The 13,885-nt window shown below is 39.2% G+C and carries 10 protein-coding genes; 6 read left to right on the top strand and 4 right to left on the bottom strand.

What is annotated here, in order from left to right; genetic code table 11:
• Positions 1-120: 120 nt before the first annotated feature.
• Positions 121-885: an outer membrane protein assembly factor BamD gene (locus tag I6F54_RS19850; protein ID WP_007581382.1), complete on the bottom strand. Its 765-nt coding sequence runs from the start codon at positions 883-885 to the stop codon at positions 121-123.
• 141 nt (positions 886-1,026) lie between these two features.
• Between I6F54_RS19850 and rluD the strand changes: the two genes are divergently transcribed.
• The 3 genes from rluD (at position 1,027) to clpB (ending at position 5,408) form a co-directional block, all read left to right on the top strand.
• Complete coding sequence (gene rluD, locus I6F54_RS19845; RefSeq protein ID WP_007581384.1) at positions 1,027-2,004, top strand: 23S rRNA pseudouridine(1911/1915/1917) synthase RluD; 978 nt, start codon at positions 1,027-1,029, stop codon at positions 2,002-2,004.
• Entirely contained in the window at positions 2,004-2,735 is a 732-nt protein-coding gene (pgeF, locus tag I6F54_RS19840) for a peptidoglycan editing factor PgeF (protein ID WP_165729576.1), read from the top strand. Before rluD ends, pgeF begins: the two co-directional genes overlap by 1 nt.
• 96 nt (positions 2,736-2,831) lie before the next feature.
• Positions 2,832-5,408: an ATP-dependent chaperone ClpB gene (clpB, locus tag I6F54_RS19835; RefSeq protein ID WP_007581388.1), complete on the top strand. Its 2,577-nt coding sequence runs from the start codon at positions 2,832-2,834 to the stop codon at positions 5,406-5,408.
• Positions 5,409-5,460: 52 nt separating this feature from the next.
• Here the strand turns inward: clpB and I6F54_RS19830 are convergent, their stop codons facing one another.
• Positions 5,461-7,008, bottom strand: a complete 1,548-nt coding sequence (locus tag I6F54_RS19830) for a methyl-accepting chemotaxis protein (protein ID WP_165729583.1) — start codon at positions 7,006-7,008, stop codon at positions 5,461-5,463.
• A 587-nt stretch (positions 7,009-7,595) separates the two neighbouring features.
• On the opposite strand from I6F54_RS19830, the gene gshA reads away from it, so the two are divergent.
• Both gshA and I6F54_RS19820 read left to right on the top strand, forming a co-directional pair.
• Entirely contained in the window at positions 7,596-9,173 is a 1,578-nt protein-coding gene (gene gshA / locus I6F54_RS19825; RefSeq protein WP_165729582.1) for a glutamate--cysteine ligase, read from the top strand.
• 144 nt (positions 9,174-9,317) lie between these two features.
• Positions 9,318-9,929, top strand: coding sequence for a transglycosylase SLT domain-containing protein (locus I6F54_RS19820; protein WP_010554629.1), 612 nt, complete (start codon positions 9,318-9,320; stop codon positions 9,927-9,929).
• Positions 9,930-9,977: 48 nt separating this feature from the next.
• Here I6F54_RS19820 and I6F54_RS19815 read toward each other — a convergent pair whose 3' ends face one another.
• The gene (locus I6F54_RS19815; protein ID WP_024593584.1) at positions 9,978-11,246 is read right to left on the bottom strand and encodes an HlyC/CorC family transporter; all 1,269 of its coding nucleotides are present in this window, start codon (positions 11,244-11,246) and stop codon (positions 9,978-9,980) included.
• 61 nt (positions 11,247-11,307) lie between these two features.
• Entirely contained in the window at positions 11,308-12,114 is an 807-nt protein-coding gene (locus tag I6F54_RS19810; protein WP_024593585.1) for a cytochrome C assembly family protein, read from the bottom strand.
• Between the two features lie 253 nt (positions 12,115-12,367).
• Here I6F54_RS19810 and ffh point away from each other — a divergent pair, with 253 nt between their 5' ends.
• A complete protein-coding gene (ffh, locus tag I6F54_RS19805; RefSeq protein WP_197142751.1) occupies positions 12,368-13,747 on the top strand; it encodes a signal recognition particle protein in 1,380 nt (459 codons plus the stop codon).
• Positions 13,748-13,885: the final 138 nt, after the last annotated feature.

The following is a 13,885-nucleotide window of genomic DNA, read 5'->3' as shown; positions in this document are numbered from 1 at the left end:
CTGTGAAAGTGTTATGGCAAGGATGGCTTAAGTTACAAGCCATCCTGGAAGGCTACGATTTAGCAAAATCTCTTGAGCCAGACTTGTGATCAAGAGACAGCTTACTAAGCGCCTTTTTGTTTATTTAGTTCTTTTATTTAGTCTTCGTGTTTGCTTTGCGTGCTCACTAAGCTCAGTTAAACCTAATTGGTCGTAACTTTTTTCCATCATTTCAAGCGCGGGATCCAAGTAACTGCTTTGTGAGTAGTGCTCAACAACAAACTTACCTCTATTAGCAGCAGCTAAATAAGCTTCACGCTCATAATAGTAAGTGGCTACTTTTAATTCATAACGTGCCATACGATTTAAAAGCCATACTAAACGACGCTTAGCTTCAGGCGCGTAATCACTTTTCGGAAAGCGTTTTACTAGTGTCGATAAATCGGTAAATGCAACACGTGTACGGTTTGCATCTCTATCAGCTCTATCTACACCAAAGTACTCTTGGAACGCATTTTTATCTGCTTTAATGTTTACTAAACCACGCATGTAATACATGTAATCTAGGTCTTTATGGTTTGGATTTAAGCGAATAAAGCGGTCAATGGTTGCAAGTGCTTGTTCAGTATTACCTGATTGGTAATGTGCATACACTAAGTCCATTTGTACTTGTTTAGAGAATGGGCCAAACGGGTAGCGAGAATCTATTGCACTCAAAAGTTCAATTGCGCGAGCATATAAACCAGAATCTAGTGTTTCTTTTGCATCTTCATATAAAGCGTGTGCAGACTTATTCGGTACACGTTGAATGTCTTCTTGGTCTGGAGCAGACGAACAAGCGCCTAAACTAAGTACAGAAACTGAAAAAACAATGGCAAATGCACGTTTCCCTATTTTATTTATCATTTTATTTGTTACCTTCGATGTCTTCGGCTAGGCCAAGTCGGTAAAACCGAGTAAACTATGCGTATTATATTATGCTTTTATTAAAAGCGATTCTAACCCAGTCGAGCAAAGCTTGCACTGGTAAATTGGGTAAAGTTACTAATGTCAGAGCAAATTTCTCTTCAAGCCGACGTTCCAACCGAATTAGGTGGTAAACGTCTAGACCAAGTATTAGCACAATTGTTCCCTGATTATTCACGTTCTCGTATAAAAACGTGGATATTGGATGATAAAATCACCGTAGACGGTGAAATTTTCAACACTCCACGCGAAAAGCTACTAGGTGGTGAAGTTGTAAGTGTTGAAACAACAATTGAAGCACCACGCGAATACGAAGCACAAGATATCAAATTAAACATTGTTTATGAAGACGATGATATTTTGGTAATTAATAAACCAATGGGCCTAGTGGTTCACCCCGGTGCGGGTAATCCTAATGGAACAGTGCTAAACGCATTACTACATTACTACCCTGAAATAATTAACGTACCACGCGCGGGTATTGTGCATCGTTTAGATAAAGACACGACCGGTTTAATGGTTGTAGCTAAAACGATTCCAGCACAAACGCATTTAGTGACAGCGCTGCAAAAGCGTGAAAACTTTACGCGTGAATATGAAGCACTGTGTAATGGTACTATGACCGCAGGTGGTATGGTTGAAAAAGCAATTGGCCGCCATCCGACTCAGCGTACGCATATGGCAGTACATGAACTGGGTAAACCGGCAATTACACATTACCGTGTTGCTGAAAAATTCCGTGCTCATACTCGTTTACGCCTGCGCTTAGAAACAGGTCGTACGCATCAAATTCGCGTGCACATGGCACATTTAAATCATCCGCTAATTGGCGATCAATCTTATGGCGGCCGTCCGCGTCCACCTAAAGGTGCAACACCTGAGTTATTTGAGTTACTTCGTAGCTTTAGACGCCAAGCACTACATGCTGTAAAATTGAGTATTGCGCATCCAATTACGGGTGAAATGATGACATGGCAAGCACCTATCCCAGACGATATGGTTGCTATGACACTCGCATTACGTGAAGATACCAAAGCTAATCCTGATATCGATAGATAATGCACTTATTGTCAGCGACATGGCAAAACCTTCATAAAGTAGGAACGTTAAGTACTACTTGTGGAGGTGGTGTTTCAAAAATCCCATTTAAAAGTTTTAATTTGGGATTCCATGTTGGTGATAATCAAAATCATGTATCAAAAAACCGCTCATTATTAACAAATCTCCTACCTAAACCTGCCGTGTGGCTAAATCAAATTCATAGCTCTAATGTTGTTATTGTTGATGAATATTTTGATTTTGATGAGTTACACGATGCTGATGCGCTTTATACTCAGTTATTAAATCAGCCTTTGGCTATAATGACCGCCGATTGTTTACCTATTTTATTAGTGAGTGATGATGAAAAGGAAGTTGCAGCTATACATGGCGGCTGGCGAGGGCTTGAGCAGGGAATTATTAAAAATACTTTGGAATGTTTTAGCTCAAAGTGTGAAAATATAAATGCGTGGCTAGGGCCTGCAATTGGGCCAACTCGATTTGAGGTTGGGGCTGAAGTGTTTGAGTTATTTCAAAAAAGGTCCCCTTTATTTATTCAAGCATTTACACTACAAACTAATGGTAAATATCTTGCTGATATCTATGGTATTGCGCGTACTTTACTTACCCAGCAAGGCGTTAAAAATATTACGGGTGGCGACTACTGCACAGTCTCTCAAAGTGACTTATTTTTTTCTTATCGACGAGATGGACAAACTGGACGTATGGCTAGTTTGATCTGGCGCAAGTAATTCACATCTTTAATCATTATATTTCCCCCTACACCTTGAACAAATACCTAAACATACCCATTAATTAAGCAATTAGATTATTTAATAGGTAACACCATGCGTTTAGATAGATTTACAAGTAAATTTCAATCTGCGCTTTCTGATGCGCAATCGCTAGCCCTTGGTCGCGATCATCAATTTATTGAACCCGTACATTTAATGTATTCATTGCTAAAGCAAAGTGGCTCTAGTGTACGTGCATTATTTGCACAAACGGGTGTCAGCGCTGACGAACTCAACACCAAGCTTTCACAAGAAATAGAAAAATTATTTAAAGTAGAAGGTGTAGGTGGCGACGTCCAGCTATCAAACAATATGGCATCACTTATTAATCTATGTGATAAGTACGCGCAAAAACGCAAAGACAAATATATTTCAAGTGAATTATTTGTACTGGCGGCATGCGATGATAAAGGTCCACTTGGCGATATATTTAGGTCGTTAAATATTACCTCGACTAAAATTGAAACTGCAATTAAAGCGATTCGCGGCGGTCAAAAAGTTGATGACCCAAATGCCGAAGAAACACGTCAAGCGCTTGAAAAATTCACGATTGATCTAACTGAGCGAGCAGAGCAAGGTAAGCTTGACCCCGTTATTGGTCGCGATGACGAAATTCGCCGCACGATTCAGGTACTACAACGCCGCACTAAAAATAACCCTGTATTAATCGGTGAACCAGGTGTTGGTAAAACAGCAATTGCCGAGGGGTTAGCACAGCGTATTATTAATGGTGAAGTACCTGAAGGATTAAAAAATAAACGCGTACTATCACTTGATTTAGGGGCGTTAGTTGCGGGTGCTAAATACCGTGGCGAATTTGAAGAACGTTTAAAATCAGTATTAAACGAATTGGCTAAAGAAGAAGGCCAAGTCATTTTATTTATTGATGAAATACATACTATTGTAGGTGCAGGAAAAAGTGACGGTGCCATGGATGCAGGCAATATGTTAAAGCCAGCATTAGCACGCGGTGAATTACACTGTGTTGGCGCAACCACGCTTGATGAATACCGTAAATATATAGAAAAAGACGCAGCTCTTGAGCGTCGATTCCAAAAGGTACTTATTGAAGAGCCATCTGTTGAAGATACCATTGCAATATTACGTGGCTTAAAAGAGCGATATGAGTTACATCATTCAGTAGAAATTACTGACCCCGCGATTGTTGCTGCGGCGCAGTTATCTCATCGTTACATTAGTGACCGTCAGTTACCCGATAAAGCGATTGATTTAATAGATGAAGCGGGTTCTTCAATTCGATTACAAATTGACTCCAAACCAGAATCGTTAGACAAGCTTGAACGCCGTATCATCCAGCTAAAGTTAGAAGATAATGCGCTAGCGAAAGAAAAAGACGAAGCAAGTCAAAAACGCCGAGCTGAAATGCAAGAGTTGATCACCGACCTTGATGGGCAATATCGTGAGCTAGACGAGATATGGAATGCTGAAAAAGCATCACTTCAAGGCACGCAAGTAATTAAAGCCGAGCTTGAACAAGCAAGATTAGATTTAGATGTAGCGCGAAGAGCAAGTGATTTACAGCGTATGTCAGAGCTGCAATATGGGCGAATTCCAGAACTTGAACGAAAACTTGATTTAGCCTCACAAGCCGAAATGCAAGAAATGACCCTGCTTAAAAACCAAGTAGGTGAGGATGAAATTGCTGAAATACTGTCTCGCTGGACAGGAATTCCTGTTGCAAGAATGCTACAAGGTGAGCGTGAAAAGCTGCTGCAAATGGAAGATAAGTTACACAGTAAAGTAATAGGGCAAGATGAAGCGGTTGTTGCTGTTTCTAACGCAATACGACGCTCACGTGCCGGGCTTGCAGACCCTAATCGTCCTATTGGTTCTTTCTTATTTTTAGGTCCAACTGGTGTGGGTAAAACCGAGCTGACAAAAGCACTGGCTGGTTTTATGTTTGATACCGAAGATGCCATGGTGCGTATCGACATGTCTGAGTTTATGGAAAAACATTCAGTCGCACGTCTAGTAGGGGCTCCTCCAGGTTACGTGGGTTACGAAGAGGGCGGTTATTTAACAGAAGCTGTTCGTCGTAAACCTTACTCAGTGATATTGCTTGATGAAATAGAAAAGGCGCATCCTGATGTGTTTAATATTTTACTGCAAGTATTAGATGATGGCCGATTAACAGACGGGCAGGGTAGAACCGTTGATTTTAAAAATACCGTTATTATCATGACCTCAAATCTAGGCTCAGATATTATCCAAGAGCAAGCGGGTAATAATGATTACACGACCCTTAAAGCTAAAGTAATGGAAGTATTAATTAATGAGTTTAGGCCTGAATTTATTAACCGTATAGACGAGACTGTCGTGTTCCACCCGTTAGCAAACGAGCATATAAAAGAAATAGCTGATATTCAGTTAATGAAATTACGTGAGCGTTTAACTGAGATGGGATATCTGCTTGAAATAAGCGATGCAGCTCTTGAGCGAATTGCAGAAAGTGGGTTTGATCCTGTGTACGGTGCACGTCCGCTTAAGCGTGCTATTCAACAAACGATTGAAAACCCGCTGGCACAAAAGTTACTCAATGGAGACTACTTACCAGGTTGCGTGATCGTTATTGATGCAAATGACGACTCTCTGGTATTTTCCAAGCGTTAATTGTAAATAATTAAACTCAAAAGCCGCTAAAATAGCGGCTTTTTTATGTTTGTTAAACTTTAAAAGTTAGTAATAAATCGTTCACCCTACGTGAACCTTCAACAAGTTCAGCTGCTCCTTTTGCCACATTAAAGCTTAAGCTTAAGTTGTTATCTCCAAAGTCTTTAATTTGCGAAACATTATTACTAATATCATTACTAACCATTTGTTGCTCTTCTGCAGCAGATGATATTTGTATTGCTAAATGAGATATTTCACTGATTTGGATAAAAATCCCCTCTAATTCAACTTGAGTTTTATCGGTTGTCAGCACACAATTATCGGCTTGTGCTTTAGTGCTTTGCATTACTTTAGACCAGCTAAATAAAGTATCTTGTATTTCTTTAATAGAACTGTGGATTTGTGTTGTAGCATTTTGAGTACGTGACGAAAGGGTCCTTACCTCGTCGGCTACTACAGCAAAGCCTCGACCATGCTCTCCCGCTCTAGCTGCTTCAATCGCTGCATTAAGGGCAAGTAAGTTAGTTTGATCGGCAATTCCTTCTATTTCACTCATTACTTTACCAATCTTATCTGCTTCAGAGGCTAAGCTGGTGGCTGTGGTTGCAGCCTTTTCTACTTGAAAAGCTAAATCAGATACCATTTTACTATTATCTGCAATATGGTCTTTTATTTCAGAGCAACTTTGATGGGTGTTATTCACTTTATCAGCTGTTTGAGCGGTATTTACTGATATTTCACCAATGGTAGAGCTCATTTGAGTCATCGCTGATGCAATTTGTTCTAAACGCTCACCTTGCGAAAAAATGCCTTTTTCAGTAAGCGTAGATTGTTTATCTAGATCAGTTGCGATGCCATTAAAGCTTAATGTGGAGTCTTTCATACGGCCAAGAACCGTGCGCAATTTTGCGCTTAGCATTTGCTCTCTATAATCACTTACGCTATGCGGTGTATGGCCGCTGTAAATATAGCGAGAGATTGAATCGGCTTTTGCTTTTTGTTCGCGTAATATTTTAGGGGTAACAATCAGTTCGTCATAATTTAGCGCAATAACTAAGGCGCACATCAATAGGCTAATTACAGCTAAAGAGATTGATCCCGTAACAGCAATAAAAATCAGCCAAAGTAATAGGCATATAAAAGTAATGCCTTGTCTTATTGTGGTGTGTTCTCGTAGTTTAAATGATGACTTATTGGCATTTATTTTGTTGTAAAGAGCGTGTGCACGTTGCTTAAGTTGAGAGCTTGCTTTAGTTCTTACTGATTGATAACCAACAAGTCGGCTATGCTCAAAAATAGGGGTTACAAAGGCATCTACCCAATAATAACGGCCATCTTTACAGCGGTTTTTAACCATGCCGCGCCACGAGTGCTCTTGTTTTAATGTTGCCCACATTTCTTTAAAGGCCGCTTTTGGCATATCAGGGTGACGAACAATATTATGATGCTGACCGATAAGCTCTTGTGCGCTATAACCTGCTACAGAGCAAAACTCTTGATTGACGTATGTTATTACACCCTTGAGGTCGGTAGTAGAAACAAGCTCTTGTGACTCATCAAAGTATACTTCTTTATTTTTTAAGCTTTTATCATTGTGCATTATGTTTATTATCATCCTTTATTGTTGCTGTCATTATATTGGTTACACACTACAAAGCAAAAAATAGCGTCTTTCCTTTTATGCTCATAAGGCAAATAATTGTTTTTATTGATCTAGATCAAATTTAAATATCGAGTAGCTAAATTGAACTCATTTTAAATAAGTTCCGGTCTATTATTTTAGGCTTATATTTTGCGTATTTAATTTATACTTAAATACGCATTTAAAGCATTTGTATAATGCCCAGAGCAATGGCAATATTACGACTTAATATAATGATGTTGGTCATATTGAGCGCATGTATAGAGTGGGTAAATAATTATTAACTTAGAAAAATTATATTGTTCTAGCAATTTATACCAGTTGCATTAAATAAGTGATCAATTATAGCGCTAAGAAAATAGCACAATAACAAGGCGAAAATTATGACATATAGTTGTTCTATATGAATAATTTTTAACGCAGTGAGTGCGCTATTTAATGCGATAGAATGATCATATTTTCAATAAAATTGGTATTAATCTTGAGTCTAAGTAATTAGCCCCCATAACCTTATGATTAAGCCACGTGGCCCGAGGAAAGATTTTTTGACAACACATGATTTAACTAACGCACTTGAAGCGTTATCAGTAAATGAGCACCAACATGCAGTTAAAGGCATTAAACGTGGCATAGAGCGAGAGTCGCTAAGAATACAAGATAATGGTGCAATATCACCTCAAGGTCACCCAAAAGGTGTGGGCAGTGCGTTAACTAACGGCCATATCACAACTGATTTTTCCGAGTCTTTACTTGAATTTATTACTCCAGTTAGTGAATCGTCAACGCAAACGCTTAAGCAATTAAAAGACCTTCAAAAGTTCACTCTAGAAAAAATGGGCGATGAACTACTTTGGCCCATTAGCATGCCGTGTTTTATTGAGCACCAAGACGATATAGTGCTAGCTCAGTTTGGTAGTTCAAATACTGGTCAAATGAAAACACTATACCGTGAAGGATTAAAAAATCGCTACGGTAGTATGATGCAAGCAATTGCAGGTGTTCACTTTAATATTTCATTCCCAGATACGCTTTGGCAGTCACTTCATTCTTTACAAAAAAGCAATGCAAGCCTTCAAGATTTTATTTCAGAAGGCTACTTATCGCTTATTCGTAACTTTAAACGCGAACTATGGCTAATAAGTTACATGTTTGGCGCATCGCCAGCATTGTGTAACTCATTTTTGCAAGGTCGAAAAACTGACTTACCATTTAAAAAACTAGGTAAAGGCACGCTTTACTTAGAAGTTGGTACAGCACTGCGTTTAGGTAATTTAGGTTATACAAATAGCGCTCAGTCGTCACTACGCGTAATGTATAACTCGTTAGATGAATATGTAGCGGGCCTTAAAAAAGCAATCAACACACCATCAGAAATTTATGGTGATCTTGATGACTACAAGAGTGAAAACCCTAAGCAGTTAAATAAAAATATTCTGCAGATTGAAAACGAATTTTACTCGCCAATTCGTCCTAAGCGCAATGCGAAAAGTGGCGAAACGCCAACGGATGCATTGCTTCGAGCAGGCATTGAATACGTAGAAATTCGCGCATTAGACGTTAACCCGTTTAGCGAAGTTGGTATTGATATTGAGCAAATTCACTTTTTAGATGTGTTTTTAACGTATTGTTTATTAAAAGATTCAGCTCCAATGGATTGGAAAGAACAAGCACGTAGTACTGAAAATCTCGACACAGTAGTAAACCAAGGTCGAGAAGAAGGGCTAATGCTTAACTTTAATAACACACAGCGTAGCCTTCAGTCGTGGGGCGATGAAATATTTACCCAGCTTACAGATGTCGCTAAATGGATGGATAATGCTTATGGTGTTAACTATTACTCAGATACTATAAAGCGCATGGCAACGTGGATACATAATCCAGAGCTTACTTACTCTGGACGTTACGTGTCACAATTAAAAGAGTCTGGTTTAGACAACGGTCACTTTGCACTAGCATTGGCTAGTAAATATAAGCAAAGCCACGCAGATACTGACTACAGCGAGTTTTTAAAGCCTTGGCTGGAACAACAAGTTGTAGAGTCTAACGAAGCACAAGCTGCAATTGAGCAAGCAGATACCCAGTCATTTACCGCGTTTTTAGATGCGTATTTTGACGGTAAATAACCTTAGTATTTAGCAACATTTAAGCAAAAAAACGCAGCCTAAGTTGGCTGCGTAAATATATTCAGGGATGAATTAATGCTGTACTGGTGCATTCATTGAGTCAGACCCACACTTTTTAGAAAAGTTCTGTGAGATCTTAGAAAAATGAAAAAAAATGCAATTATCCTATCTCTCGCCATTACTTTAGCCGGTTGTGCTACAGCGCCCCCAAAGCAACCTAACGATTTATGTAAAATCTTTGAAGAAAAGCCCGATTGGTATTTCGATGCAAAAGATGCACAAGAAAAATGGGGTTCTCCCAAGCATGTACTCATGAGTATGATGTACCAAGAAAGCTCATTTAAGCATGATGCCGCTCCGCCTATGGAGTACTTTTTATGGATAATTCCTACCGGTCGCGCAAGTGATGCCTATGGTTACTCGCAAGCTAAAACACCAACATGGTCTGATTATATTCGTGAAACAGGCAACAACGGTGCTGATAGAGATGACTTTGACGATGCAATCGACTTTATGGCGTGGTTTGTTTATAAAACGCATAAAGTAAATAAAATATCTAAATGGGATGCTTACGCACAATACCTTAATTATCATGAAGGTTGGGGTGGGTATAAGCGTGGCACGTACAAAAAGAAAAAGTGGCTAATGGGTGTTGCGAACAAAGTTAAGCACAGAGCGAGCCGTTATGGTGCGCAATTAAAACACTGCGAAGAAGAGCTTGATAAAGGTTGGTTTGAACGTCTTATATTTGGCTAGATAATTATTAATGGATATAAAAAAGGAGCCAATTGGCTCCTTTTTTATTTAGCGAGAACGCTTATTCGGCAGTATCTTCACTTGTTTTATCATATTTTCTTTTACTTCGAGTACTTCAATAGGATATCCCGCGATACGCAGACTAATATTTGCATCAGGAATATTCTCCAAGTATTCAACAATTAAACCACTCAAAGTTTTAGGTCCATCGAGCGGGAAATCCCAACCCATTTCTTTATTTAAATCGCGTACGTTAGCGCCGCCATCCACAATACATGAGCCATCAGTTTGTGTTTCTACTTCTTCGCTCGGCGTACGAGTTTGCGTAGTTGTAAAATCGCCAACAACTTCTTCTAAAATATCTTCTAGGGTCACTAGGCCTTGGATGTCGCCATACTCATCTACCACTAAGCCTATGCGTTCTTTAGATTGCTGAAACTTTAATAGCTGAGTATTTAGTGATGTTCCTTCAGGGATAAAGTAAATTTCACGTACAGCCCGTAGCAAAGAGGGTTTATCAAATTGCTCTTTTGTAAGTAGACGAAGCGCATCACGAGAGTGAATAAAACCTACTGCATCATCTATATTATCGCGATACAACAACACACGAGTATGTTGCGCATGGGTAAGCTGGCGACTAATTAGTTTCCAATCGTCATTAATATCAATGGCCACAATTTCGTTTCGTGGGATCATAATATCTTCAACGGTTACTTGTTCTAAATCTAAAATTGAAGTCAGCATACTTTGATGACGAGCAGGAATAAGTGCGCCTGACTCATTGAGTACTGTTTTTAATTCTTCTTTACTCATGCTGTGTTCGTCGATTTGAGCAGCACTAATACCAAATAACCGCAGTATACCGTTTGTCATCCAGTTAATAACCACGACAAAAGGGAACAGAATTTTTAGTAATCCCTTAAGTATTATTGAACTTGGAAAAGCAACTTTTTCAGGGTAGAGGGCAGCAAGGGTTTTAGGTGTTACTTCGGCAAATATAAGCACAACTAGAGTTAACACGCCCGTTGCTATAGCAATACCTAGGTCACCGTAAAGGCGAATACCTATAATGGTTGCAACTTGGGCTGCTGCTATATTAACAAGATTATTACCGATTAAAATTAAACCGATGAGCCTATCTGGACGGCTAAGTAATTTACTGACTCGTTTAGCTGCACGATGATCCTCTTTAGCGAGGTGTCGCAGGCGTATACGATTGATTGACATAATTCCGGTTTCTGAACCAGAAAAATAAGCAGAAAAAAGCACCAAAAAACCTAAAATGATAAATAGGGTACTTGTCGATATGTCGTCCAACGATGGATCCTTTTCTTATAAATCAATGCGTATTAAGCTAGAGTGAGCAAGCAGAGTCAAGTTAAAACTTATTTAGTATCACTTCTTGTATGAAACGGCTGCCAAAATAAGCGAGTGTGAGGACAAATGCAGCGACCATGATTGTAATAACCACCGGTTTACCGCGCCAACCCTTTTTCATATGCCCGATAGCTACAACGGCAAAAATAGCCCACGCAACTAACGATAATATTGTTTTATGAATGAACTCTTTAGCGAACATTCCATCAAGAAATACAAACCCTGAAAGTAATGCAAATGTGAGTAATATAGTGCCTAAATTAAGAAGTTGGTAAAGCTGGCGCTCCACAACCATTAAAGGCGGAAGATGGCTATGTACAATTGCTAAATCTTTACGTTTTAAACGTTTATCAATAAAGTAAAACTGTACACCGTATAAAGTAGCGATAATTAAAATACAGTAGGCTAACAAAGATAAAGAGATGTGCGTTACTAAACCCACCTCAATATTGATACTTTGCAATAAAATATGATGAGGTATAAATAAACTGGCAATGGTTAGTAAGGCACCAAAACCATAAACAACGGGCAACAATAAAGTTGCAGGGAATTTTAGCGAGACAGCCGTCACCGAGACCACAATCACCCAGCACGTCAAAAGAGCGACGTTTACGATACTTAAATCTTGACCGTCGGCTCTAAAAACAGAGTTAACTAACAGCAGCATGTGCGCCACTATAGCAACCGTGCTTAAAATAACAGTTACTTTTTGGCTTGGGCCTTGTTGATGAAACAGGCGTGAAAGCACGTGAGACGTTGCTAACACATAAAATAAACTGGCAATAATAGTTAAACTAATAATCAGCATTGTGCTTGGGCCACTTAATTTGAGACAAAATAAACCTTGTTGTTATATAGCCATTGTATTTTATAGCAAAGCAAATGCATAGACCTTAAAAAAAGAAACTCATCAAGGTGCACTTGAACACTATATTGTAAGACGCCATATACGGTATACTACTTTTAATTGAAACTTAATAAGTCAATCTAGGTTAATTGAAAAATCAAATTAATCGTAAAATTTAAATGGATTGATATAAACGTCTTATCGGAACCGTTACATGTTTGAGAACCTCCAAGAACGATTAGGTAAAACCTTAAAAAATATCAGTGGCCGTGGCCGTCTGACGGAAGACAACATAAAAGACACACTTCGCGAAGTGCGTATGGCATTTTTAGAAGCCGATGTGGCATTGCCTGTTGTTCGCGACTTTGTAAAACAAGTTAAAGAACGCGCAGTTGGGATTGAAGTTACAAAAAGCTTAAGCCCAGGCCAAGTATTTATAAAAATAGTGCGTGAAGAACTAGAAAAAGCAATGGGCGAGGCTAATGAAGAGCTAAGTCTAAATGCGCAACCGCCAGCCGTTGTAATGGTAGCGGGTCTACAAGGTGCGGGTAAAACCACCAGTGTAGCTAAGCTTGCTAAGTTTTTAAAAGAGCGAAAAAAGAAATCAGTACTTGTAGTAAGTGTCGATGTTTATCGTCCTGCGGCGATTAAACAGCTAGAAACGCTTGCAGCAGAAGTTGATGTTGATTTCTTCCCAAGTGATATTTCGCAAAAGCCAGTTGATATTGCAACCGCTGCAATTTCTCATGCTAAAAAGAAATTTATAGATGTAGTACTTGTTGATACTGCAGGTCGTCTACATGTTGATAGCAACATGATGGATGAAATTAAAGATCTTCATAAAGCAATCAATCCAATTGAAACCTTGTTCGTTGTTGATGCAATGACAGGTCAAGATGCGGCGAATACAGCTAAAGCATTCGACGAAGCATTACCACTTACCGGTGTTATATTAACAAAAACCGATGGTGATGCGCGTGGTGGTGCTGCTTTATCTATTCGTCACATCACTGGCAAGCCTATCAAGTTTATGGGTGTGGGTGAGCGCACTGACGCACTTGAACCTTTCCACCCAGACCGTATAGCGTCGCGTATTTTAGGCATGGGTGACGTACTTTCATTAATCGAAGAAGTCGAGATGAAAGTAGATAAAGAGCAAGCTGCTAGAGTTGCTGAAAAAGTATTTAAAGGCGCAGGTTTTACTCTTGATGATTTTGCTGACCAATTAAAGCAAATGAAAAGCATGGGTGGCATGATGTCAATGCTTGATAAGCTCCCTGGTATGTCTAACTTACCAGATGCTGTTAAAGGTCAAATGGGTGATAAAACATTTATCCAAATGGAAGCTATTATTAGCTCTATGACTAAAAAAGAGCGTGCACGCCCAGAAATCATTAAAGGTTCGCGTAAAAAACGCATAGCAGCTGGCTCTGGTACACAAGTACAAGAGATTAATAAGTTGCTTAAGCAGTTTACGCAAATGCAAAAAATGATGAAAAAAATGAAAGGTAAAGGCGGCATGACTAAAATGATGCGCGGTATGAAAGGCATGTTACCACCTGGAATGATGGGCGGCGGCGGTCCTAAATTTTAAAAAGTACCATTAAGTTACTTTTTAAAATAATAGCGAATCATATTTAAAGGAGCAAATAGCTTAATGCCAGTCAGTTAAGCTGACTGGCATTTTTCTTTTTATGGGGATACTTAGATGGTTTTGGCTTAACCCATCGGG

It is taken from the genome of Pseudoalteromonas sp. SWXJZ10B, assembly GCF_015864475.1.
GTDB classification, from domain to species: Bacteria; Pseudomonadota; Gammaproteobacteria; order Enterobacterales; family Alteromonadaceae; genus Pseudoalteromonas; species Pseudoalteromonas arctica.
This window is presented reverse-complemented; position numbering and strand designations above follow the sequence as displayed.